Origin of the sequence: Flavobacterium orientale (assembly GCF_014638005.1) — a bacterium.
Lineage (GTDB): Bacteria > Bacteroidota > Bacteroidia > Flavobacteriales > Flavobacteriaceae > Flavobacterium > Flavobacterium orientale.
The window spans coordinates 1-26,136 of the sequence record NZ_BMFG01000010.1 but is presented as its reverse complement, the minus strand read 5'-3'; the positions used below and the strand labels follow the sequence as shown (position 1 = coordinate 26,136).

The following is a 26,136-nucleotide window of genomic DNA, read 5'->3' as shown; positions in this document are numbered from 1 at the left end:
CTCGAATTTATTGTAGGGCCGGATTTCAATCCGGTTGTATCGTAATAATTTGACGGATTTTATTCGGTTGTAACGGAATGATATGTCGGATTTCAATCCGACTGTTTTAGCCACCGACAGTAAACCATTTCAATCTAATTTTTCAATAAAGTATATTGAAAATAGGAATGATAAATAGAAAGTAAATTTTCAAAAATCATATTGATTGAAGGTGTTTTGTAACGGTGTTGTAACACGAGATAGTTTTCTTCTTTCTTTTGAATTTCATACATGAAATCATACTCTTTATAGAAAAAATAGGACAAGGTATAATTGGGTTGGTTGATTCCCTCTTCTACGTTGGGATAGGCTTCAAGAAGTTTTTTAAAATCGGCGTATTCTTTAAGAAAGGTAACTTGTTTAGTTGTTGGGTCCAATTGGTAGGTAAAGAAGGTGCTGTTGCGAGTTGATTGATAAAATAACACATAATGTTCCCCTTCTTTTTGAGCAAAGATGGCTTTTTGTTGAAATTCTTTTTCTACAGCCTCAATCTGCTTTTTGATTTCCTTATCATCAAAACCAACCGATACCAATGTTAGCGGTAAGGAGGATTTTTCTTCTGTCAACTCACCATTTTTATTTTTTGCAGCTACCAAAGCTGTTCCGGCTTTCGTTTTTTGATTGATTCGGTTAAATAGAGCATCAATTTGTTGGTCAAGAAGGCCAATTACTGAGGTGTACTTTGAATGTCTGCGAAGCACTGTTGAATCCCGATGTATCATGGCATTGGTAGCTACATGATAAAATATAGTAAATTGTAGGTCATGAGGCACGTCATTCATTATTTCGGTCGAATTAATACTTTTAGCAACTTCATTGCTTAAATAGGACGTAAAACATCTTTTAAGTTCGGGAAAATTGTTGGTTGTTTTATCGGCACAACTTTTTAGGGTAACCGGACTTGATAAATTAACAGGGTTTTGAGAAAACAAAGAAAAACTGAGGCACAAACAGCTTAGTACAAATACTTTTTTCATGGAAAAAGGGTAGTTTTGAATTTATAGTTCACCTATCTTCCAAAACTACACTTTTTTTAAATTGTAAGAAGGTGTTTTTACATTATATTTTGGTTACACCAACGGATTGAAATCCGTTTTAACAATATGATTTGTTCGATGCCAACAGATTAAAATCAGTTGCTACAAGATCATTTGTACGATACCAACGGATTAAAATCCGTTGCTACAATATGTGCCGTCCCTACGGGACTCCTACATGGTGGTGAGGTGGAAAGAGGGATTGCATGTTTTATAATAGCAACAATCGAATTATCCAACAATCAATAATTCACCAGCATCCCCACACCAAAGCCCATATCGCTGTCGTAATGCGTTCGGAATCCTATGTTTTTTCCGGCGATATAATGCATGCCAAACATGTATTCTTTGTCGGTATTTATCATAAAGGCGGCTCTGATTCTTTTTGAAATAGGGATATCTTCCCGTCGTAGTTGTATCCTAACGTTGCCATCATGGTAGAGTTCCGATTGAATGATGACCAGGAGAGGTAAGGTATAAGCGACACCCAAACTGACTTGCGTGCGACTGTCTTTGGTGTTTTTTTGTCCGAAGAGGTTTTTTTCTACGGCATTATGTCCTAGTTTTCGGTACCGCCAATCAAAACCAATAAAAGGCATTAGCCATTGCATTTTGCCAATGTATCGCCCAATGTGGGTTTCGCTTTCATAACCGTGGTCATTGTGATAGCCCAAACGCCATTCGGTTCCCAAACTCCAGCGGGTGTTTTGCAACATCGCCATACCGTCATTTCCGTTAGTAGCAAAGTCATTTTGAATCATGAAATGCATTTCGTTGCTTTCCCTTTGTAACTTTTTGTAGGCCCATGCTTTATTAGGCAAAAGCGGATTGGGTGCTTGGTCTTCCGTACTGAATACGCGGTTCATTCCTGCCATCATGTGGTAGAGAATGTGGCAATGAAAAAACCAGTCGCCTTCTAAATTGGCATTGAATTCAATGACGTTGGTTTCCATCGGCATAATGTCTATCACGTTTTTTAAAGGTGCATAATCGCCTTGACCGTTGATTACTCTAAAATCATGACCGTGTAAATGCATCGGATGCCGCATCATGGAATTATTGAAGAGCGTGATACGAATGTTTTCTCCTTTTTTTATCAGGATTTTATCGGATTCTGCCAGTACTTTATTGTCCATGCTCCAGACATAACGGTTCATGTTTCCGGTGAGTTCAAAACGAAATTCCCTTACAGGAGCTGCTTCCGGCAGATTGGTTTTGGTTGGCGATTTCAACATCGCGTAGTTTAGCGTCACGATTTCAGAGGCATCCATGTTGTGATTCGAATGGTCGGAATGGTTGGATTCCATCGGTTTCTTTTTATCCGTGATTTCGGGATACATCACCGCATTCATGTCCATTTGTTGTAAGCTCATTTTCATTCCCATATCGTGCATGTCGCCGTTCATTTTCATCATGTCATTCATCATTTTCATGCCTTCAAAATAGTTCAGCTTGGGCAACGGACTAATTAATTGTTTGATTCCGCCACCCAAATAGATGGAAGCCGATTTGGTTCGGTCTTCAGCAGTGGCTAAGAATTCATAGGACGTATTTTCTGCCGGAAGGGTAACCAGAACATCATAGGTTTCGGAGACACCAATAAGCAATCGGTCCACTTCTACGGGTGCTACATCATTGCCATCATTGGCTACAACGGTGAGTTTACCTCCGGCATGCCGCAACCAAAAATAGGAGGAAGCACCCGCGTTTGAAATTCGCAGCCGAATCGTTTCACCTGCTTTGAATTGGGAAAGCTGACTTTCGTTTTTTCCGTTGATTAAAAATTGATCGTAATAAATGTCGCTCACATCCATTGCCAACATGCGTTTCCATTCGTTGGTCAGTTTGGTTTTAAAATGCCCCGCTCGGAGAGCTTCGGCATAACTTTGTGTCGTTCCTTTTTTTATCGCAAACCAATCGGAAGCATTGTGCAACATGCGATGCACGTTTTCCGGTTTGTAGTCGGTCCATTCGCTGAGAATAATGGGAACGGCAGGGATATCATCAATACCTTTTCGAAAGGTTTTATCATCAGGTCGTTTGAGCAAAATGAGCGAACCATACATGCCGATTTGTTCTTGCAATCCACTGTGACTGTGGTACCAGTGCGTACCGTTTTGAACGATTGGAAATCGGTAAATATGTGTCGTATTGGGTGCAATTGGCATTTGCGTTAAAAATGGGACACCATCTTCTTGGTTGGGTAAATAAATGCCATGCCAATGCATAGAAGTACTTTCTTTGAGTTGGTTATGCACATGTATTTCGGCAATATCCCCTTCTGTAAAGGTAAGGGTAGGCATCGGAATTTGACCGTTCACAGCAATGGCTCGTTTTTGCTTTCCCGTATAATTGACAAGGGTGTCTTTTACATAGAGGTCATAGCGGACAACTTGTTGGCCGACTACGATATTTCCAAATAAAAGAAATAAAAAAGCGTAAATTATTTGTTTATTTCTCATTTTCCAATCGTCTAATCATTGTTTTCATTTCTTCAATTTCTTTGCGTTGGGCTTCTATAATTGCCTCTGCCAATTGCTTAACCTCAGGATCTTGGATAGCTGCTCGTTCACTCGTCAAAATAGCAATTGAATGATGTGGAATCATTGCTTTCATCCATAGTAGATCTCCAATAAATGGTTGCTGTGCTCGGACTAAACCCAATGCACTCACAAAGATCGTAAAACTAACCACGAGTATCGCAATGTTTTTTTTCTTATTTTTATACATGTGTCGCATAAAAAACCACATAATGACTGCCATTGTCGAAATTCCTAAACAAGTCATATATAAGCGTGTGAGGCTAAAATAGACATGGTCTATGGCATAGGTATTTAAATACATTGTAATGTACATTGCCACAAATGAGCAAGCGAGCATAACAAAGAATGTACTGTAATTGCTGTTTAAATGTTCCTTTTTATTTTCCATAATTAAATTTTAATAGTTCGTAATCGTAAAGCATTGACTATAACAGAGACCGAACTAAAACTCATGGCCAAAGCAGCAATCATCGGCGACAATAAGATGCCGAAAAACGGAAATAGCAATCCTGCTGCAATAGGAATACCCAATGTGTTGTAAATCAGTGCGAAAAATAGATTTTGCTTGATGTTTCTCATAACCGCTTTACTGAGTTTTTGTGCTTTTACAATACCTTGTAAATCGCCTTTTATCAGCGTTATCATGGCACTTTCTATGGCAACGTCAGTACCTGTTCCCATGGCGATACCTACATCGCTTTTGGCTAAAGCAGGGGCATCATTAATGCCATCGCCCGCCATTGCTACAATCTTGCCTTGCAGTTGCAGTTTTGCTACTTCTTTCATTTTATCTTCAGGCAGCATACCGGCTTTGAAATCAGACAAATGGAGTTCGTCGGCTACAGCTTTTGCCGTGTCTTTGTTATCGCCGGTAAGCATGATTACTTCGATGCCGTTTTTTTGAAGTTCGGCAATCGCTTTGGCACTTGTGGGTTTTATTTTATCGCCAATAACTACGTAACCAACAACTGCTTTATCTACTGATAAATAGGATACGGTCTTACCTTGTTGTTGGAATTTTTTTGCTTCCTCTTCCAGGGTAACATTAATTGCGGCATTACTGTGTTCCATCATTTTCGGATTTCCTAAGGCTATTTTTTTACCGGCAATAATCGCTTCGACACCTTTACCGGTAACAGCACTAAATTTTTCCGATTTTAAAAGGGTAGTATTTTGTTCTTTACCAAATTTTACCGTGGCTTCCGCTAAAGGATGCTCGCTGTTGCTATTTAAGGATACGATAAATTGAAGCACTTCACTTTCATTATAAACAGTACCAAAAGTCCCTATTTTTTCGACTGTAGGTTTTCCTTCCGTAATTGTTCCTGTTTTATCGATGATTAAGGTAGTTACCTTGTTCAATTTCTCGAGAGCTTCGGCATTTTTAATCAATATACCATTTTGAGCCCCTTTTCCAACGCCGACCATAACCGACATGGGTGTTGCTAATCCAAGGGCACAAGGACAAGCAATTATTAAAACGGCAATAGCATTCACAAACGCAAAAACATAAGCGGGTTCCGGTCCCCAAATAGCCCAAACGGCAAAAGTGAGCAAGGAAATAAGCACCACTACGGGAACAAAATAGCCAGATACTTTATCTGCTAAATTTTGTATTGGAGCCCGACTTCTGCTGGCTTCATTTACCATATGAATAATTTGAGAGAGCAACGTTGCACTACCTACTTTTTCGGCTTTCATTAAAAAAGACTGGTTGCCGTTGATGGTTCCACTACTAACCGAATCACCATTGGCTTTGTTTACCGGGATGGGCTCACCTGTAATCATCGATTCGTCAACAGTAGTGTCACCTTCGGTTATGGTGCCATCTACCGGAATTTTTTCACCCGGTTTTACTTTTAAAATATCGCCTACTTCAATTTTATCAATAGTTACTTCTACTTCTTCGCCATCGACAACTTTGATGGCTTTGTTTGGAGCTAATTTCAGAAGTTCTTTTACGGCAGAATTGGTTTTGCTGTGAGCACGAGCTTCTAATAATTGACCTAAAAGAACCAACGTTAAAATAACGGTAGCAGCCTCAAAATAAACATGAACCGCACCTGAATCGGTTTTGAATTGTTCGGGAAATACATCAGGAAAAAGCATGCCAAAAACACTAAATAACCAAGCTACACCGGCACCAATTCCAATCAGTGTAAACATATTAAGTTGCCACGTTTTGATACTTCTGTAAGCCCGTTCAAAAAACATCCAGGTCGCGTAAAAAACTACGGGAATAGACAAAAAGAACTGTATCCAATTCCAATATTTTTGTTCAAATAGCTCATATAACGGATTATTAGTAATCATTTCACTCATGGCAATTATAAAAATAGGCAAGGTGAAGGCACTAGCTATCCAAAACTTCCGCAATAATTTTGTATATGTTTTTTCTTCTGAGGAAAGCGAAGCCTGTAAGGGTACTAAATCCATACCACAAAGCGGACAAGCACCTGCTTCGTCTTTTACGATTTCAGGATGCATGGGGCATGTCCATTGTTCTGATGAAGTGTAGGAGAGATTTTGTTGTGCTACCAAATCCATACCACAAACAGGACAATCTCCGGGTTTGTCATACGTTTTTTCTCCTTCACAATGCATCGGGCAGTAGTATTTTCCGTGAGGAATGTGTACTGCTTTTTTTTCCGTTACAGAAGGTGTGGCACAACAGGATGTTTTGGTAGTTGATTCGGTGTGGCATGAGGCAGAAGTCTTCCCATTATTCATCGCAATGGTATAGGGCCCAACTGCTGATAAAGCTGCTTGTAACCGTTCCGTTGCCACATGATTTTGCATCGTTATGGTAGCCAAAGGTGGATGCAGAGAAACTTGAACATCAATTCCTTCGATGCTTTGCAGTGCTTTTTCGACTTTTGAGCGACAGCCGTCGCAAGTCATTCCGGTAATGTGATAGGTATGTTTCATTTTTGTCTTTTTATAGTACAAATTTCTAACAATCCCTTGTCTTGCACTTGTAAAATTATGGGTTTGATTTGTAAAATTTATAAATCTTCAATTTGTTTTCTTTTTACAACTTTTAAATTTTTAAAATGAGTAGGTGAAAAGCCCGTCACTTTTTTAAACTGATTACTCAAATGAGCTACATTACTGTAATTTAAACTATCCGCAATTTCACTGAGTGAGATTTCGTCATACAGCAGCAACTCTTTTACCTTTTCAATTTTTTGATGGATATAAAATTGCTCAATTGTGGTAGCCGTAACTTCTGAAAACAAATTGGATAATATACTGTAATCTTGATGTAATTCTTGCGATAAATAATCGGACAGATTGGTTTTTAACGGTATATTTTGATTATGGACTAACGTTATGATTAGTGTTTTAATTTTATCAATCGTTCTGCTTTTTTTGTCGTTGATGATTTCAAAACCAAAGGCTTTCAGCTGTTCGGCAATGGCTTTTTTTTCATCATCTGTAACTGGCATGGCTAATTCTACTTCACCCAAATCTACTGCAAGCAGTGAATGTCCGAGTGTTTCTAACGCGGACTTCACTACCATTTTGCAGCGACTACAAACCATGTTTTTAATGTAGAGCTTCATGTTATTCTATCCATATACTAGATTACCTTGTACTACTACTCCAGAACAGCTGTCAAATCCATACCGCATTTTGGACAGGTTTCACCTGAATTTCCGTTAACTTCAGGATGCATGGGGCAGGCATAGGCCATTTCTTTTGTTTCCTGTGTTTCAGCACTACTATTGACACTTGTGGTATCCGATTCCAATAAGACAACACCCTGATTTTCGTCGTTGTTTTTTTGATTGCAGGCCATAACAACCAGCACCATAACGATCATTGAAAAGATTGATTTTTTCATAATTTAAATACTATTTAGTTTACAGTTTATTTACTGCAGCTAAAGTTACAAAATGACTATAGCATTGATTTACACTACTTCCTTTTTAAATTACAGCATTCACAGTTATTTTTTTAAAAGAATTTCATATTCCTTTATTTTTTCTTCCAACGATTTAATAGCCCCTTTGCTGTTTTTTTCCTTAGCTAAAGCCAACGCTTTTTTGGAAGCTTCCAAAGCTTCTGAATATTTTTTTTGTTCACCCAAAAGCTTTTGCCTTAAATTGGGATAATAAAAATTTTGTGCATCATATTTTTCCGCTTGTACCAGCCAACTAATCGCTTGATTTTTATCTCTATTAGTGGTTATATAATAATTTGCCGCCTGAAAAAGTAAGTTAGCATCTGTCGTTTGATTTTGGAGGATATGGTTTTGAATCAAAGTCATACTACGTTCATCAGCTGTGCTTTTAATGGGTATTTGAACCATGGTATGCTCCCAAATAATTTTTAAAAAGCCTTCCCCTCGTGAGTTGATATCGTTGATTTCGATGGTAAATGTTTCATAATAATGGGGTGTTTTTTGAACGGGTACTGTAAATCGCATAACATCCTTCGCTTGATCATAACCGGAGTCACCATGTAGTGATGTATCATTATTGACAATTATAGTCCATTCTTTTTCACCAGGAATGGAGAAAAGTGAATACGACCCCTTGGTTAAAATAGTACCGCCAAAAACTATATCTTCGTCCGTAGTGAAAGTGGTACAATCACTCGCACCTGTTCGCCACAACTGATTATAGGGAACCAGATCACCCATAATTTTTCTGTTTCGGGCTAAGGGGCGACTGTAGGCTACTTTTACTAATGCACTTCCTATTTCTTGCTCAAAGGAAGCAGCGGGACTGGGTGAAGTGGTTTTGATTTGAATTTTATCTTGTGCTAACACCTGAATGGTGCAAAAAAATAAAAGGCTTAAGGTAATTAAATGTTTCATTTGGCTAGGTTAAAAAAGGTATATTCAAGATTTAAATAAAAGCCGTTAGGTGCGGTTCGCAACATAGAACTTAATACTTCATAACGGTAGGCCACATCAATTCGGGCTTGACTGTTAATGATAAACTGCACCGCAGGCACCACATCTAAATAGGATTTTCCGTTGGTGTTGATGGTTTGACCTACAAACTCCAACATCAAATTGATATTGGTCTGTTTGTAACTGGTGTATACCTTCGGATGCATTAGTTTACCTAATGAGAACGTGTAATTGGTGGCATGGTTCCCAAACTGCGAAGGGAAAGGATGATCGGGTTGGTTGTCCAACGCTTTTTCAAAACTCACGGAAGAGCTTATTGCTACTTTTTTTATAAGTTTGGTGGCGACAAAACCTACTTCATAGCCCGTATTGTGTCCCATAATATCAATTTGTTCCTGATGGATATCGGCACGGTTCATACTGTATCGCCCATAAGCGGCTAATCGGAAATGACTGTTGAGATCATCCGTAGAAAAAAAACGGTACTTGGCATACACACTGCCTCCTTCGGCATACAATGCATTGCTTCGGTCACTGAGAAAAGCAGTGCCGCGTAACATCAAATTTTTATTCATACCCCAAGTTACTTCGGGCATTAAATGGTAATTGTAGCCGGTTGCTAAAGCCTCTTTAAAAAGCGAGTTGCTTAATCGTACACTCAGCGAGTTGGCAGGAACATTACTTGCCGGGTCGGTAACTACAAACAGTTCTTGAGCCTTACTTTGTGATGCGAAAACAAAAAGTAAGGCGGTCAGAAGTAACTTTGGCATTAGTTGTTGAATTTATAATGATACACTTCTTCATTTACACCACTGTAGGAAGCCACTTTGGCGTATTTCTTTTGTAATTTTTTGTATTCTTTTTGTGTGACATAGCCTTTGTCTAAAATTCTGATAGCAGCTTCATTTGATGATGTGACTGTTTTATCTTCCAGTGCAATGAATTGATTGGTGTTCGACTGAAGATAAGAGTTATCCAGCGTTACTACCATAGTCCCAATAAAAAAACCGGCTTTTTCCACACTATCTTTAAAGGTTTTAGGTGTAAAAGTGTTGTTCGGCTTCAGAAACACTACAAAAGTGTTCGTATTTAAGTCGGTCGTAACATTTTCAACGTCCGAAAGGCTTTTCAATTGCTTGTTGATGGCATTGGAACACATGGAACAAGTCAAGCCGGTAGCTTGAATTTCGATTTTTGAAATTTGAGCCGTAGTTGACAGACTCATTAACAAAAGAAGGATATAAATTGGAATTCTCATGATTTATTGATTTAAATGTTTTTTAATTTGTTCTTCAGTAGGATTAATGGCAATTAGAATGCCGTTGGCATCAAACAGAAAAGAGGCAGGAAGTTGTTCCACACCAAACTGTATCGCAGTGGGAGCATCAAACCCTTTTGGATCGATGACTTGCATGTATTTGATATTATCTTTTTCAATGGCTTTTTTCCACAGCTCCGGTTTTACATCCAAAGAGATGCCAATAATTTCAAATTGCTCTCGGGAAGTGGCGTTATATAATTTCACTAATTTTCTATTGGCTAATCGGCACGGACCACACCAGGCAGCCCAGAAGTCAATTAAAACTACTTTGCCTGAATACGTTGCAATACTTTGATTGACATCTGTAGTGTTTTTCAAAAACACAGCAGGTAATGGGTCACCTAAATTAAGTTGGGCATTTGCCTGCGTCAAGCAAAACAAAAAGAGACAAGAAAGGATACTATTTTTCATACTACTTATTTAAGGGTTTCAACAGTACTACCACAGGTCATCATTTTTGAACCGTAATAGGGGTTTTTAATGGTGTTTTGTTTGCTTAACCAATTCCCACCTTTACCATCATTCGCCATGGGGCAATGTTGGTTATAAATTGCAAAGTCCCACTTCGAAACCTTTGCTAAGTTAAGCATGTTTTTAGAAAGGAGATCCAATTGACCGCGTTGTGTACCAATGTTTTTAGTCTCGCTTATTTTTTGAACAGTTTGTTTTAATGGACGGAGAACTTGCATCCAAACGTCGTGTTCTTTGGCTCCGAGTTGGTTCATATCAACCTTTTCAATCGCTGCCAGTAACAGTTTTCCTTTTGTAGCAGTTGCCGAGCCGTCCGATTGTATCATGGCATCTTTTACACTAAAATAAGCTTCAAAAACAGGCAATAACATATTGGTTTTTTGAATTTTGGTTACCACTTTTGGTGCAGGAGCAACGTGCTTGGAATGATCCTTAGGTGCTTCAGGTGTGGTAACAACCGCAGTTGCTTGTTGTTCTTTCTTGGTTTCTGCTTTTGGTGCAGTTACAACGTGCTTGGAATGATCCATTGGTGCTTCAGGAGTGGTAACAACCACAGTTGTATGATGCTCATGAGGTTTTACCGCAGTTTTAGCTTCTCGCTCATACTGACAACAACCGTGTAAGTTAGCATAAACATCATCGGGAGCTAAAAACTGTTCGTTGTCATAACCGGCCAAAGCAATGCGTTTCAAAATGGCATCTTGGTTGGTTTTTTTACTGTCAAAAGTGAGTGTTGCCATTTTCGTATTGACATCCCAAACCACAGTCGCTTCCTTATTAATTGTTCCTGCTTTTTCAATAGTTTTTTTACACATGCCACAGTTGCCATATACTTTAGTTGACGCTGTTTCTGTGTTTTTTATTTGTGCTTGTGTGGTAGCCGATAGCACGAAAAATGTGGCTATCAGTACGTTTATGATTGTTTTTTTCATAATGTAATAAATTGTTATCAAAGCGTAAAACTTTGAAGAATGAATAATAAATTAAATTGATTTAGTAAAATGGCCTACTAGTTATCGAACACTTTAAATCACAGTTGACACTAGTTGACGGTAATGATTATAGTTAAAACTATATAATTTTGACACACGTAGGGCTGTCAAAAAAGGGTTTTAGCTTATTTTAGGAATTAGCCAAATGGACGAAAAACCTTCAGAAAGGGAAGGTGTAGTATATAAAAATTTTACTTTTTTATAACCGGGGAAAACCACCGGATTGTAGTCATAATCAAAAGTTGTAATAAAGCTTACCGGTGTAACAGAGCACGTGGCAAAACAGGTGCAAGTTCCATTGTTGCAGGAGTTATCACATCCTTTGGAATCAGAAGCACAACAGGAGTCAGAAGAAGCTTCTTTTGTGGAGCAACAAGTTGACGTTTCCGTAGTTTCTTTAATCGATTCAATACAACACGATTTTTTCGCCTTCATCTTCACACATGCCATGGCCGTATCAGGAACCAAAAGGAAGCTGATCAGAACAATGCAAAATGTGAATAAATGTTTCATTAGTAATGAATAAGTTACAAACTTACTAAGAAATTGCTGTTTCTTAATTAATTTTATGTTAAAACCTGAAAATGGATGTTTTGGTTATTTTAGCAATTGATTGAAATCATAGCATTTGTTTTGTTTGTTTCGCAACGGATTAAAATTCGTTGTTGCAATATTATTTGAACCATTCCAACGGATTGAAATCCGTTGTTGTAATATGATTTGTTTTTATTTACCAACGGATTGAAATCCGTTGTTGTAATATGATTTGTTTTTATTTACCAACGGATTGAAATCCGTTGCTACAATTTGTTTGATTATTTACCAACGGATTAAAATCCGTTGCTACAATATGTTCCGTCCCTACGGGACTCCTACATGGGTGGGTGTTGTTGGAGTAAATGTTTTTTAGTATTAAAACAATCCAATAATCTAACAATCCAACAAATAATCTAAATTACACATCCCTTCCCCAATTTCCCAAAATAAAACACTAAATGTAATTTTGTACCACCTAAATAGCATAACTTTGTTACAATCTAATGGTTTTTTCTTTTCGCAGCCATTATAAATTTGATGTACGATTCTTATGTTATGTATCTTATGGGAGCATACATTACTCTTAACCTGAAAGAATTATTTCACATCTAAAATTTTTTACTATGAAAACAATTGATACAATGAAGCCGATTGTAAGATCGCTTGCTATCTATCTGGCTGATGATGATGAAGCCGATTGCCAGCTTTTTGAAAAAGCGTTAAACGAGTTGCCTGTAACGGCAAACCTCACCACGTTTATGGATGGGGAGGAACTATTATACACAATGTCACAAGCAGGACACATCATGCCCGATGTGCTTTTCCTTGATCTTAATATGCCTCGAAAAAATGGTTTTGTTGCTTTAGGGCAAATCAAACGCGATGAAAAATTGTATGACCTGCCGGTTATTGTTTTTTCTACAGCGAATGATCAGGCAAAAGTGAAAACGGTTTTTAGAGATGCGGCACACTATTACATTACTAAGCCCGCTAAATTTTCAGACCTCAAAGAAGTAATTTATAAAGCTCTTACCATTATTGCAGAAGGAAATATCCAATTGCCAAAACAAGAGAATTTTGTGATTGCAAGCGACAAAAAAGCAGCAAAAGATGAAATCTGAATCTTCAAATAACAAGCATCTTAAAAAATTAATTAAATCAGAAAATCTGTTTCCTGTTGTAGGGATTGGTGCTTCGGCGGGAGGATTGGATGCATTTAAAAAATTAATAAAAGCCATTCCTTTGGATAGTGGTATGGCCTATGTATTGGTACAACATTTACATCCTGAATATGAGAGTCAATTGGCCGAAATATTACAAAAGGTAACGCCTATTCCTGTGCTAACCATTGAGGATGATATTTTTGTTGAACCGAACCACATCTATGTCATCCCAAGTAACAAAGTTATGGTGGCCTCCGATGGGGTATTGCAATTAGCTCCACGTCCGGAGAAAAGTGAAAACGAACGCAATTTGCCCATTGACCTTTTCTTTACTTCTTTAGCTATCATTCACCAAACCCATGCTATTGGTGTGGTGCTTACCGGTACCGGTGCTGATGGAACATTAGGTTTGAAAGCCATTAAAGACCATGGCGGTATTACCTTTGCTCAGGATGAAGCGTCTTCTGCCTATCCGGATATGCCTTCCAGTGCTATTCAAGCAGGCGTGGTTGATTTTGTTATTTCACCTGATGAAATACCTGAGAAACTTCTGGAAGTGGTTAAAATTTTAAATACACCCACCACAGTGGAACAAAATTTAGCTATGGAGGATGAAGAAGTGTTTAAACAAATCAATGCTTTGCTTCACATTCGTAAAGGAACTGATTTTACCTATTACAAGCAAACCACCATTCGCAGAAGAATCCTCCGTAGAATGGCGATTAATAAAAATACACATCCTGCGGATTATTTACAACACCTTAGAGATAACCCTTCGGAACAAGATATTTTATACCAAGATCTTTTAATACCGGTAACCTCATTTTTTAGAGACAGCCACATTTTCGAAAATTTATGTGCCAATGTTTTTCCGGTTCTTTTAAAAAATAAGCAAGTAGATGAACCCATCCGTATTTGGATAGCTGGTTGCAGTACCGGTGAAGAAGCCTATTCAATGGCCATTTGTATAAAAGAATTTTTAGGCAGTCATGCTTCCATGTATTTAGAAGAACGCGTACAGCTTTTTGCCAGTGATTTAAGTGCACCGGCCATTTTAAAAGCACGTAGTGGTGTCTATAAAAAAGAGGAGATGTCCGGCATTTCACCGGAACGCTTGACTGCTTTTTTTACAAAAACCAATGGGAATTACCAGATAAACCGCCAAATTAGAGACATGTGTGTTTTTACCACGCACAACTTTCTGAAAGACCCGCCATTTGGAAAAATAGACCTGTTGAGTTGTCGCAATGTGCTGATTTATATGGAGCCTTATTTGCAAAAAAAAGCCTTGACTACTTTTCATTATGCCCTAAAACCAAAAGGGTTCTTATTGCTTGGCAATTCTGAAACAACAAGTGGTGTACCACAACTCTTTGCTACAGTAAAAAAGAGTGAGAAATTGTATGTTCGCAAGGATGTACCAAGCAGTTTTAAACATGTGGTAAGTCCACGAGCAGAAATAAATTTAAAGGGTAGGAATGAGAAGCCCAAAACCGAAACTATGCGTTCTGATTTTCAAAAAACAGCCGATGAAATTTTACTAAGCAATTACACACCAACCGGTGTTGTGATCAATGAAGCAATGGACATTGTGCAGTACCGCGGGAGTACCAGTCGTTATTTAGAGCAATCATCCGGCAAACCGAGTCATAATTTATTGGTATTGGCAAAGAACGGATTGGCTTTTGAACTGCGAAGCCTCTTACACAAAACAAGAAAAGCAAAAGAAGCGGTGAAGAAAGATAATGTACCGGTTGAAATTAATGGACAACTAGTGAATACTACTATTGAAGCAGTACCATTGCCTAATATGATTGAACCCCATTATCTAATTCTTTTTCATGATACCGGTGGATCGAGTGCTTTGGATACACCGATTAAAAATAGTCCATCAAAATCCAAATCAACTTCGGATGCAAAGGATAGTCGCATCAAACAGTTGGAACAGGAGCTCACCCAAACTCGTGAAGACATGCGAGGGATAACGGAGGACCAGGATGCGGCCAACGAAGAACTGCAAAGTGCCAATGAAGAATTGCTTAGTGGAAGTGAAGAGCTACAAAGTTTGAATGAAGAACTGGAAACGAGCAAAGAAGAACTGCAAAGTACCAACGAGGAACTAATGGTGGTGAATCACGAAATGATTAGCTTGAATGAACAAATTGCGGCAGCCAGAAATTATGCTGAATCTATCGTCGCAAACATTCGGGAACCTTTATTGGTATTAGATAAATCATTGCGAATAAAAACCGCCAATAAATCGTTCTACAGCACATTCAAGTTAAACGAGAAGGAAACCGAAGGTCATTTGATTTATAATTTGGGTGATAAACAATGGGATATTCCCGAGTTGCAAATCTTATTGGAGAAAATCCTACCGGAAAAATCCTTTTTTAATGATTTTCAAGTAACGCATACCTTTCCAAGTGTTGGCAGGATGATTATGTTGCTGAATGCTAGGGAGGTAATCAACCAAAATGATTCAGAAAAGTTAATTCTGTTATCTATTGAAGATATTACCGAACAAGCTCTTGCCCGCACTAAGATTGAAGAAAGTGAAAAGCGATTTACCATGATGTTCATGCAGTCTCCCTTTGCTTTTGCTGTTTTAAAAGGAAAAAGCATGGTGATAACGATGGCGAATGACAGTATAAAAAATATTTGGGATAAAGGAAATGATATCGAAGGCAAACCTTTGTTGAAAGTATTACCCGAGCTGAAAAATGGAACTATTCCCGGTTTGCTTACAACTGTTTTTGAATCAGGCAATCCGTTTTACGGCTATGAAGTATTGGTGCCTTTAAAACGTAAAAGGAAATTAGAAGACGTCTATTTTAATTTTGTATTTCAACCTTATTTAGAAGCCGATGAAACGATTTCGGGTGTAGCTGTTATTGCCTATGAAGTAACTACCGAAGTTAGTGCTCAAAAAAGGATTGAGGAAAGCGAAAACAAATTCCGATTAATGGCCGAGTTAATGCCACAAAAAGTGTGGACCTGTGATGCAGCAGGTAACAAGAATTATTTTAATACTACTTTGTTCAACTACACCGGAATGTCTTTTGAGGAGTTAAAAGGCGAGGGGTGGGAAAAGATCATTCATCCGGAGGATTGGGCAAAAAACAAAAAACGATGGAAGGAATGCATTAAAACCGGAGCCGATTATGAATCGGAGAACAGAATGCTTCGTAAAGACGGTAAATACCTATGGCACCTAACCAGGGCCATAGCTTTGAAAAATGAAGACGGTAAAATAAAAATGTGGGTAGGCTCTAAAACAGAAATACAGGAACAAAAAGAACAAAAAGAAGAATTAGAAAAAGCAGTATCAAAAAGAACGACAGAATTACTTGAAGTAAATAAAAAGTTGCTTTTTGAAAGTGCTGAAAAAGAAAAGCGGTCGGAAGAGTTAACCAAGAAAAACAAAGAGTTGGAAGCGTTTGCCTATGTGTCCAGTCACGATTTACAGGAACCTTTGCGGAAAATTCAAACGTTTGCCGATTTAATAGTAGAAAATGAAAAATTATCAGATGACGGACAGAAATACTTTCATCTCATTGAAGATGCAGCCCAACGGATGCGAACGCTAATTGAGGACTTGTTGAGTTTTTCAAGCTTAAACACTACCGATATTAAATTTGAATCGACCGACTTGAATACCATCATTGATAAGGTGAAAACCGATATCAAAGAGATGATTGACGAAAAGCAAGCCACATTCGACACCGATAAACTGTGTGATGCCAATGTGATTGTGTATCAATTCAATCAATTGATGCAAAACCTAATTTGTAATGCTCTGAAGTTTTCAAAACCGGATGTCCCGCCTCACATTGTAATTAAAAGCACCAAGGTAAAAGGGGCAAAAATACAGCATAAGGAAATTGAAGCGGACAAAAAATACTGTCACATTAGTATTTCAGACAATGGGATTGGATTTGAAAAAGAATACTACGATAAAATTTTTGAAGTATTCCAAAAACTACACGGAAAAGAACAATATGCCGGAACAGGGATTGGATTGGCAATTGTGAAAAAAATAGTGGAAAACCACCAAGGGATTATCACCGTTACAAGTGAAATAAACAAAGGAACAACATTCGATATTTATATACCGGCAGACAAAAAATAACACCAATGGAAAACGCAACACTTCGTATACTTCTGGCCGATGACGATGAAGGCGACCGCTTACTATTTAAGGTAGCGTTTCAAGATTTGGAAATAAAACACACCATTCACATGGTGAATAATGGGTTGCAATTGATGGAGTATTTAAAAACAAATACGGAGGCATTGCCCCATCTTATTTTTTTGGATCTCAACATGCCTTGTAAAAATGGCTTGGAATGCTTGAAAGAAATAAGAGGAGAAGGGAAGTTTAAAGAAATTTCGATTGCTGTGTATTCCACATCAGCTTTAGAAAAGGATATAGAAGAAACGTTTAGCCATGGAGCAAATCGGTACATTAAGAAACCTTGTAACTTTGGAATGCTCAAGCAATTATTAAATAAAGCGGTTACTAATTTCAAGATACCTCAAATGGAATCTTGTAAAAGATCCGATTTTTTGTTATCGATAAAGTAAAGGAGTTACGTTACTAAATAAGGAAGAAGAGGAAATCAAAAAAGCGTAGTAAATTTTTGGCTATTTAAAATAAGAATATACTACCTAACCATTAAGACATAATGAGATTATTTATACGAAATATGGTAAGCTTACGCTGCAAGATGATGGTGAAGTATGAGTTGGATAAACTCGAACTCAAATACACCATTGTTGAATTAGGCGAAGTGCATATTGTTGGCAATATGTCACCGGAAAAACTCAGTCAATTCAAATTGGCTTTGATTGAAATGGGACTTGACCTCATTGACGATAAAAAAACACAATTGGTTGAAAAAATAAAAAATGTAGTGATCGAAATGATTCACTATGCTGAAGAATTACCTCGTACCAATTTTTCCGATTATTTGAGTGAAAAATTAAATATGGATTATACCTATATGTCTAATGTATTCTCGCAGACAAAAGGTATTACTATCGAACAATACATCATGGTGCATCGCATTGAAAAAGTAAAAGAGCTTCTCATTTATGATGAATTGACCATTAAAGAAATTGCCTATAAAATGAATTATAGCGGTACGTCACACCTTTCCAATCAATTCAAAAAAGTAACCGGCATCACGCCATCCTTCTTCAAAGCCATGAAAACCTTCCGAAGAACCGGATTGGAAGAGTTGTAAATCTTTCCATTTTCTAACTACCGGTACTTCTCTTTTCTCATCTTCGTCATCTCAAAAATCGAAGAATCCAACAATCGAACAATCCAACACTTAGTGCCTTCTTTGCTTAGTGGCAAAATCTTGTGCACCGCTGTGAAACAAAAAAGAGCAAAGCTCCAAAAAAATCCCCTCACCTCAAAATAATGCAAGTCTTCCCAAAAATTATGTTACACTAAATCAGGCCAATATGCCAATCTTTACATTCTAGCAATTCAGCTATAATTTAATTCGCATTAACATGGAAAAAAATCAAAACGACAATCGCAATCAGCAAAATGATGGCAAGTCAAGAGGAGCAGCAGAAAAGGATTTAGGCAGAACACCGGGTAAATCAGATCAAACGGATGACAAAAAAAGACGGGAATCGGAGAAAGAAGAGTCAGATAACAGAGGGAATAATGTTAAGGCTACCGGCAAACAAGAAAACGACAAGGGAAACAATGACAATCGCGGTACTAATAAACGCGATAACGAAAAACAAGAAAAAGAAGAAACCAACAAAAAGCGTTAAGTAAAAAGAACAACCCGCTCTAACTAAATCTGAAAGAAACAAATAAAGTAGGGGTTGTCCAATACCTTTTAAAACAAACCTTTTGTTCCGGCAGAAGGTTTGTTTTCAATACAAAAATAAATACACAATGAAACAAAATGCCTTTTATAAAACAGCGGCGATGCTTATGTTGGTGACTGTTATGAGTTCGTGTGATGCCATAGTTGGCATATTTAAAGCCGGAATGGGTGTCGGGATTTTTTTTGTCATCGCAATCATAGTAGTCATCGCTTATGTAGTCATGAGATCAAGAAGAAATAAGTAATAAAGTAAAAAAAAGTCATTAAGGACAAACGAAATGGAAAATTATTTTAACACCAACTATAAAATTCCAACTACCACAAGTGGGAAAACATCACAATTGATGCAACTGTTTGAAGAAGGCTTAAAGGATATCTTTTGGGCTGAAAAAGCATTGATAAAAGAAATTCCGCTGTGGATACAAAATGCCACCTCAGTAGAATTGATTGAAGTACTGATGAATCATTTGGAAGAAACCTACCAACAAGTAGACCGTTTGGCAGTCATCTATCGAAGTATCGATAAAAAAGTGGAAGTGAAATTATGTGAGGCAATGGAAGGTTTAATTGCAGAAGTTGGAAAACGCATTGCATCTTGCGAACCCGGAGCCATGAAAGATGCACGCATTGTTGCGTCCACTCAAAAAATAATACACTACGAAATAGCGGCCTACAGCACCTTATACCAATTTGCTGAAACATTAGGACTCAACGAAGCAGCGGAACTGTTATTAGTAACGCTTTATGAAGAAAAAACGACTGACAAAAAACTCGCTGAGGTCTCCGGTGCATTCATCCAAACGGAAACAACCACATAAAAACAAAAACCCAACCACCAAATATAAAACCCTTCTGCTAAACCTCACTGACTCGACTAATTACTAATCACTAATTTCTAATCACTAATCCCTTCTAACTCATGAAAAAACTCCAAAACAAAACCCTTTTCATCACAGGTGGTTTATCCGTTATAGGAAAAGCTTGTGCGATTGCTGCTGCAAAAGAAGGGGCAAATATAGTAGTGGCAGCTAGGAAATCAGTAAACGTAGACAGAGCCATGGAAGAAATAAAAGAGGACAACCCCAAAGCTATTTTTATTGATTGTGATGTGTCTGTTGAAGCTGAGGTACAAGCGGCTATTGAAGCAACCATTCGTGTTTTTGGGTCACTTGATGTAGCGTTGAACAATACGGTTTTTAGAGGTAAACCCAACAAAGTAGGTGAAGTTGCCGAAAAGGCATGGTTAAAAGTAGTGGATAGTAACCTGAATGGCGTACACTATGTCATGCAACAGGAATTAACGCAAATGGCCAAACAAAAAAATGGTGTTATCGTTAACATGGCCGCCATTTTTGGTACGATGGGTTTTGAATCGTCACCACAAGGTGTGGCAGCAAATCAAGGAGTTATGGGACTTACACTTACTTCCGCCTTGGAATTTGCTACGTTAGGAATACGGCTTAACTCAATTTGTCCCGGTTTTTTTGATACACCACCACAAGCAAAAGGAGGTATTACCGGCTTGGAAGAAGTGAAACAACACGTTAACAAAGCTGTACCCATGACTCGAACAGATAAGGCAGAACAAATAATTAACAGCTTTATTTTTCTTTCCTGTGCAGACAGTTCTTTCGCCACCGGAAATATCATCGAAATAGGGGGTGGCTATATCGTTTTGTAACGAACTTTAATTATTATTTCACTATTTTTTTAATTAGAATAATCGGTCTCCCGATAGCCCGATTGTGGCCAAAAAATCCAAAAATCCAAAAATCCAAAAATCCAAAAATCCAAAAATCCAAAAATCTAATAATCTAATACTCGAACAACCTAACTTCCCCAAGAATGATTCTCCAATTAAAACCGTCAATCCTTGTAGAAACCCCAATGGGTAGTGGACAGGCCTTATTCATCATTGATTACGGCATGCATCAAAACACCTGCTGGGTTGTTGCATTAGTAGAAGATGGAACAATCAAACACTTTGATTGTAACGATGTAATCCTCTCCACAAATTACACCTACGGATTAAATCTTATGAAAAATAAAGGAAACGGAGAAGGCGATATTTTATAACGCATCAGAAATGAATTCTGCACCTATTTTTCTTCCAATTTTCTACTGGCTGAATTCTTTTTCTAATCTTCCATCATTCAAAACCGCCCTGCTAACCGGCAACTTCGTGCTAAAAAATCCAAAACGTAGCACCTTCTTTTTGGCAAATGTCCACCAAAAATAATAGGGTGATTAATTACGCTCCATAGTTTTTGGACTATTCACTAATCACTATTCACTCATTCTAATTCCCAACATCAAACAATCATGCAACCATTCCAAATAATTATAATACAGCAGGCTTCTAATTTTGTACGGTAGCTCTCTTACTTGTAATCCTTTATTGTATTGTAATAGGAAAGGATGTGCCAAGTACCATTTATACGGATGACCTACTTAAGTATATTTTGTCGATGGTACATTCTTTTTAATAAAAAAGGAGACTACAAAACTGAAAATATTGATCGTCAATATTTTTTAATTCTAAATGTTTATGTATGAAAACAAAATTAATTTGCTACTTACTTGTAAGTATGTTTTTTGGAATTTTGCAATCTTCCGCACAAAATTGTAACGGCTTTACCACCTTTACAATGGGAGGATATGGGACCCAATGCAATGGAGGGAATCCCGGCTGCTATCGCGACGCCAATTTTAATGCGGCGTTTCCTAATGGTGTAACCATTGGTGGCACAGCAAATTCTTTGACATTGACTTCTTCCACTGCGGTAGAAGAGTTCTTGCCATCCGGCACACAGCCCAGAGCCTTAAATGTAGGCACAATGGTCGATCCGGGCGGAAATTACAAAAATGTGTTAGCCGGACAATTGGTGGCACTGACATTATCTGTTGGATTTGACGCTTATGATCCTAATTTTTCTTCAAACACCCAATCGTTTGGAAGTTTAGTGATCACAAGTGGCACGTTTGCAGGGATGACGGTGACCGAATTTCTGGCACTGGCTAATGCCGCTATTGGCGGTACACAAACAGGCTATTCGTTTTCAGCTTTTAATAGCACGGCTACGGCCATTAATGAAAACTATGTTGGTGGTTCAACGAATCAGGGATTTTTAGCTTGTGCTTCAACTGAAATCGCAATTTCAGTTATTATCTCAGATCTGCTTTGTTATGGAGATCTTACCGGTGAAGCAATTGTAACGGTTACCGAAGGAACGGCACCGTTTACCTACACTTTATCTAATGGAATGACGCAAACAAGTTCGCAGCAATCGGTTACTTTCACAGGCTTAGCGGCCGGAACGTATACGGTTACAGTGACTGACTCACAAGGTCAAATTGCAAGTGCGACGAGCACCTTCACTATCTCGCAACCTCCTGTTTTAGTAGTTACAACCACACCAACTCATGCAACTTGTTGTACCGGGAATAGTGGATTTATAGTTACAACACCAACAGGTGGAACAGCACCTTACACCATTCTTTGGTCGAACGGAGCAACAACTTTCACTATTGATGGTTTAACAGGCGGGACTTACACGTATGTGTTAACAGATGCCAGTGGTTGTACGGCTAATGGTTCTGTAATTGTGCTTTCTGTTCCGGTTTTAGCAAGTACGGTTACTAGTACTGCTCTTACTTGCGTGAATAATGACGCAACGGCAACAGTTACTGCTTCAGGCGGTACTTTACCTTATACCATTTTATGGTCAAACGGAAGTACCAATTTTACGCTGAATAATTTAACAGCAGGAACGTATACGTATGTTGTTACTGATGCTAACGGTTGTTTGACAAATGGAACGGTAACTATTGATAGTGTTTCGATTTTAGTAGCCACGACTACGCAAACCAACGTAACTTGCTTCGCAGGTAACAACGGAAGTATCACAGCTACAGTAACAGGCGGACCTTCTCCATACACGATCTTATGGTCAAATGGAAGTACAAGTTTCACCCTAAACAATTTAGTGGCAGGAACGTATACAGGTGTTGTAACAAGTGCTAATGGATGTACAGCAAACGTAAGTGCTACAATCACACAACCTGCAACTGCTTTAGTAGCAACAACTACTCAAACCAACGTAACTTGCTATGCAGGTAACAACGGAAGTATTACAGCTACAGTAACAGGCGGACCTTCTCCATACACGATCTTATGGTCGAATGGAAGTACTAGTTTCACCCTAAACAATTTAGTGGCAGGAACGTATACAGGTGTTGTAACAAGTGCTAATGGATGTACAGCAAACGTAAGTGCTACAATCACACAACCTGCAACTGCTTTAGTAGCCACGACTACGCAAACCAACGTAACTTGCTTCGCAGGTAACAACGGAAGTATCACAGCTACAGTAACAGGCGGACCTTCTCCATACACGATCTTATGGTCGAATGGAAGTACTAGTTTCACCCTAAACAATTTAGTGGCAGGAACCTATACAGGTGTTGTAACAAGTGCTAATGGATGTACAGCAAACGTAAGTGCTACAATCACACAACCTGCAACTGCTTTAGTAGCCACGACTACGCAAACCAACGTAACTTGCTTCGCAGGTAACAACGGAAGTATCACAGCTACAGTAACAGGCGGACCTTCTCCATACACGATCTTATGGTCGAATGGAAGTACAAGTTTCACCCTAAACAATTTAGTGGCAGGAACCTATACAGGTGTTGTAACAAGTGCTAACGGATGTACAGCAAACGTAAGTGCTACAATCACACAACCTGCAACTGCTTTAGTAGCAACGACTACTCAAACCAACGTAACTTGCTATGCAGGTAACAACGGAAGTATCACAGCTACAGTAACAGGCGGACCTTCTCCATACACGATCTTATGGTCAAATGGAAGTACAAGTTTCACCCTAAACAATTTAGTGGCAGGAACCTATACAGGTGTTGTAACAAGTGCTAACGGATGTACAGCAAACGTAAGTGCTACAATCACACAACCTGCAACTGCTTTAGTAGCCACGACTACGCAAACCAACGTAACTTGCTATGCAGGTAACAACGGAAGTATTACAGCTACAGTAACAGGCGGACCTTCTCCATACACGATCTTATGGTCAAATGGAAGTACAAGTTTCACCCTAAACAATTTAGTGGCAGGAACCTATACAGGTGTTGTAACCAGTGCTAACGGATGTACAGCAAACGTAAGTGCTACAATCACACAACCTGCAACTGCTTTAGTAGCAACGACTACTCAAACCAACGTAACTTGCTATGCAGGTAACAACGGAAGTATCACAGCTACAGTAACAGGCGGACCTTCTCCATACACGATCTTATGGTCAAATGGAAGTACAAGTTTCACCCTAAACAATTTAGTGGCAGGAACGTATACAGGTGTTGTAACCAGTGCTAATGGATGTACAGCAAACGTAAGTGCTACAATCACACAACCTGCAACTGCTTTAGTAGCCACGACTACGCAAACCAACGTAACTTGCTATGCAGGTAACAACGGAAGTATTACAGCTACAGTAACAGGCGGACCTTCTCCATACACGATCTTATGGTCGAATGGAAGTACAAGTTTCACCCTAAACAATTTAGTGGCAGGAACCTATACAGGTGTTGTAACAAGTGCTAACGGATGTACAGCAAACGTAAGTGCTACAATCACACAACCGGCAACGGCTTTAGCTTCTACGAACACTACTACCAACATATCTTGCTTCGGCGGAACTACAGGTAGTACAACAGTAACAGCTACAGGTGGAACAGCTCCTTATACCATTTTATGGTCTAATGGCGGCACTACATTTACAGCTAACAATTTAGCAGCCGGTACTTATACCGCAGTTATCACAGATGCTAACGGATGTACTTCAAACGTAAGTGTAACAATCACGCAACCGGCAACGGCTTTAGCTTCTACGAACACTACTACTAACGTATCTTGCTTCGGCGGAACTACAGGTAGTACAACAGTGACAGCTACAGGTGGAACAGCTCCTTATACCATTTTATGGTCTAATGGTGGCACTACATTTACAGCTAACAATTTAGCAGCTGGTACTTATACCGCAGTGATCACAGATGCAAACGGATGTACTTCAAACGTAAGTGTAACAATCACGCAACCGGCAACGGCTTTAGCTTCTACGAACACTACTACTAACGTATCTTGCTTCGGCGGAACTACAGGTAGTACAACAGTAACAGCTACAGGTGGAACAGCTCCTTATACCATTTTATGGTCTAATGGTGGCACTACATTTACAGCTAACAATTTAATAGCCGGTACTTATACCGCAGTTATCACAGATGCTAACGGATGTACTTCAAACGTAAGTGTAACAATCACGCAACCGGCAACGGCTTTAGCTTCTACGAACACTACTACTAACATATCTTGCTTCGGCGGAACTACAGGTAGTACAACAGTAACAGCTACAGGTGGAACAGCTCCTTATACCATTTTATGGTCTAATGGCGGCACTACATTTACAGCTAACAATTTAGCAGCCGGTACTTATACCGCAGTTATCACAGATGCTAACGGATGTACTTCAAACGTAAGTGTAACAATCACGCAACCGGCAACGGCTTTAGCTTCTACGAACACTACTACCAACATATCTTGCTTCGGCGGAACTACAGGTAGTACAACGGTAACAGCTACAGGTGGAACAGCTCCATATACCATTTTATGGTCTAATGGTGGCACTACATTTACAGCTAACAATTTAGCAGCCGGTACTTATACCGCAGTGATCACCGATGCAAACGGATGTACTTCAAACGTAAGTGTAACAATCACGCAACCGGCAACGGCTTTAGCTTCTACGAACACTACTACCAACATATCTTGCTTCGGCGGAACTACAGGTAGTACAACGGTAACAGCTACAGGTGGAACAGCTCCATATACCATTTTATGGTCTAATGGTGGCACTACATTTACAGCTAACAATTTAATAGCCGGTACTTATACCGCAGTTATCACAGATGCAAACGGATGTACTTCAAACGTAAGTGTAACAATCACGCAACCGGTAATGGCTTTAGCTTCTACGAACACTACTACTAACGTATCTTGCTTCGGCGGAACTACAGGTAGTACAACAGTAACAGCTTCAGGTGGAACAGCTCCTTATACTATTTTATGGTCTAATGGTGGCACTACATTTACAGCTAACAATTTAATAGCCGGTACTTATACCGCAGTTATCACAGATGCAAATGGATGTACTTCAAACGTAAGTGTAACAATCACGCAACCGGCAACGGCTTTAGCTTCTACGAACACTACTACTAACGTATCTTGCTTCGGCGGAA

21 protein-coding genes and 1 pseudogene are annotated in these 26,136 nt (G+C 38.7%); 10 read left to right on the top strand and 12 right to left on the bottom strand.

What is annotated here, in order from left to right:
* Positions 1–134 precede the first annotated feature (134 nt).
* The 12 genes from IEV15_RS12025 to IEV15_RS11970 all read right to left on the bottom strand — a co-directional run bounded on the left by IEV15_RS12025 (position 135) and on the right by IEV15_RS11970 (position 11,780).
* Complete coding sequence (locus tag IEV15_RS12025; protein WP_188362775.1) at positions 135–1,016, bottom strand: hypothetical protein; 882 nt, start codon at positions 1,014–1,016, stop codon at positions 135–137.
* Positions 1,017–1,318: 302 nt separating this feature from the next.
* Positions 1,319–3,538 carry a multicopper oxidase domain-containing protein gene (locus tag IEV15_RS12020; RefSeq protein WP_188362774.1) on the bottom strand — a complete coding sequence of 740 codons (2,220 nt, stop codon included), beginning with the start codon at positions 3,536–3,538 and terminating at the stop codon, positions 1,319–1,321.
* Positions 3,528–4,007, bottom strand: coding sequence for a DUF305 domain-containing protein (locus tag IEV15_RS12015; protein ID WP_188362773.1), 480 nt, complete (start codon positions 4,005–4,007; stop codon positions 3,528–3,530). The genes IEV15_RS12020 and IEV15_RS12015 overlap by 11 nt, the downstream gene beginning before the upstream one ends.
* A 2-nt stretch (positions 4,008–4,009) precedes the next feature.
* Positions 4,010–6,547, bottom strand: a complete 2,538-nt coding sequence (locus IEV15_RS12010; protein ID WP_188362772.1) for a heavy metal translocating P-type ATPase — start codon at positions 6,545–6,547, stop codon at positions 4,010–4,012.
* Positions 6,548–6,624: 77 nt separating this feature from the next.
* The gene (locus tag IEV15_RS12005; protein ID WP_188362771.1) at positions 6,625–7,185 is read right to left on the bottom strand and encodes a helix-turn-helix domain-containing protein; all 561 of its coding nucleotides are present in this window, start codon (positions 7,183–7,185) and stop codon (positions 6,625–6,627) included.
* Positions 7,186–7,220: 35 nt separating this feature from the next.
* The gene (locus tag IEV15_RS12000) at positions 7,221–7,466 is read right to left on the bottom strand and encodes a heavy metal-binding domain-containing protein (RefSeq protein ID WP_188362770.1); all 246 of its coding nucleotides are present in this window, start codon (positions 7,464–7,466) and stop codon (positions 7,221–7,223) included.
* 105 nt (positions 7,467–7,571) lie between these two features.
* On the bottom strand, positions 7,572–8,444 hold the full coding sequence (locus tag IEV15_RS11995; RefSeq protein ID WP_188362769.1) for a DUF2911 domain-containing protein: 873 nt from the start codon (positions 8,442–8,444) through the stop codon (positions 7,572–7,574).
* Positions 8,441–9,253 carry a hypothetical protein gene (locus IEV15_RS11990; protein ID WP_188362768.1) on the bottom strand — a complete coding sequence of 271 codons (813 nt, stop codon included), beginning with the start codon at positions 9,251–9,253 and terminating at the stop codon, positions 8,441–8,443. The genes IEV15_RS11995 and IEV15_RS11990 overlap by 4 nt, the downstream gene beginning before the upstream one ends.
* Positions 9,253–9,741: a heavy-metal-associated domain-containing protein gene (locus tag IEV15_RS11985; RefSeq protein WP_188362767.1), complete on the bottom strand. Its 489-nt coding sequence runs from the start codon at positions 9,739–9,741 to the stop codon at positions 9,253–9,255. Before IEV15_RS11985 ends, IEV15_RS11990 begins: the two co-directional genes overlap by 1 nt.
* Before the next feature lie 3 nt (positions 9,742–9,744).
* Positions 9,745–10,215 (bottom strand): TlpA family protein disulfide reductase, encoded by a 471-nt coding sequence (locus IEV15_RS11980; RefSeq protein WP_188362766.1) that lies wholly within the window; start codon positions 10,213–10,215, stop codon positions 9,745–9,747.
* 5 nt (positions 10,216–10,220) lie between these two features.
* Positions 10,221–11,207 carry a DUF3347 domain-containing protein gene (locus tag IEV15_RS11975; protein ID WP_188362765.1) on the bottom strand — a complete coding sequence of 329 codons (987 nt, stop codon included), beginning with the start codon at positions 11,205–11,207 and terminating at the stop codon, positions 10,221–10,223.
* A gap of 180 nt (positions 11,208–11,387) precedes the next feature.
* A complete protein-coding gene (locus IEV15_RS11970; RefSeq protein WP_188362764.1) occupies positions 11,388–11,780 on the bottom strand; it encodes a hypothetical protein in 393 nt (130 codons plus the stop codon).
* A 647-nt stretch (positions 11,781–12,427) separates the two neighbouring features.
* Between IEV15_RS11970 and IEV15_RS11965 the strand changes: the two genes are divergently transcribed.
* From IEV15_RS11965 to IEV15_RS11920, 10 genes and pseudogenes are all read left to right on the top strand, one after another.
* Positions 12,428–12,925 carry a response regulator gene (locus IEV15_RS11965; RefSeq protein WP_188362763.1) on the top strand — a complete coding sequence of 166 codons (498 nt, stop codon included), beginning with the start codon at positions 12,428–12,430 and terminating at the stop codon, positions 12,923–12,925.
* Positions 12,915–17,099, top strand: coding sequence for a chemotaxis protein CheB (locus IEV15_RS11960; protein ID WP_188362762.1), 4,185 nt, complete (start codon positions 12,915–12,917; stop codon positions 17,097–17,099). Before IEV15_RS11965 ends, IEV15_RS11960 begins: the two co-directional genes overlap by 11 nt.
* A 5-nt stretch (positions 17,100–17,104) precedes the next feature.
* Complete coding sequence (locus IEV15_RS11955) at positions 17,105–17,554, top strand: response regulator (RefSeq protein ID WP_188362761.1); 450 nt, start codon at positions 17,105–17,107, stop codon at positions 17,552–17,554.
* Positions 17,555–17,655: 101 nt separating this feature from the next.
* On the top strand, positions 17,656–18,216 hold the full coding sequence (locus IEV15_RS11950) for a helix-turn-helix domain-containing protein (protein ID WP_188362760.1): 561 nt from the start codon (positions 17,656–17,658) through the stop codon (positions 18,214–18,216).
* A gap of 277 nt (positions 18,217–18,493) precedes the next feature.
* Positions 18,494–18,766 carry a hypothetical protein gene (locus tag IEV15_RS11945; RefSeq protein WP_188362759.1) on the top strand — a complete coding sequence of 91 codons (273 nt, stop codon included), beginning with the start codon at positions 18,494–18,496 and terminating at the stop codon, positions 18,764–18,766.
* Between the two features lie 127 nt (positions 18,767–18,893).
* Positions 18,894–19,070 carry a hypothetical protein gene (locus tag IEV15_RS11940; protein ID WP_188362869.1) on the top strand — a complete coding sequence of 59 codons (177 nt, stop codon included), beginning with the start codon at positions 18,894–18,896 and terminating at the stop codon, positions 19,068–19,070.
* 33 nt (positions 19,071–19,103) lie between these two features.
* Positions 19,104–19,643 carry a DUF892 family protein gene (locus IEV15_RS11935; RefSeq protein WP_188362758.1) on the top strand — a complete coding sequence of 180 codons (540 nt, stop codon included), beginning with the start codon at positions 19,104–19,106 and terminating at the stop codon, positions 19,641–19,643.
* A gap of 101 nt (positions 19,644–19,744) precedes the next feature.
* A complete protein-coding gene (locus IEV15_RS11930) occupies positions 19,745–20,506 on the top strand; it encodes an SDR family NAD(P)-dependent oxidoreductase (RefSeq protein WP_188362757.1) in 762 nt (253 codons plus the stop codon).
* A gap of 164 nt (positions 20,507–20,670) precedes the next feature.
* Positions 20,671–20,901, top strand: coding sequence for a hypothetical protein (locus IEV15_RS11925; protein ID WP_188362756.1), 231 nt, complete (start codon positions 20,671–20,673; stop codon positions 20,899–20,901).
* Between the two features lie 476 nt (positions 20,902–21,377).
* A pseudogene (locus IEV15_RS11920) lies at positions 21,378–26,136 on the top strand (SprB repeat-containing protein); the annotation flags it as partial.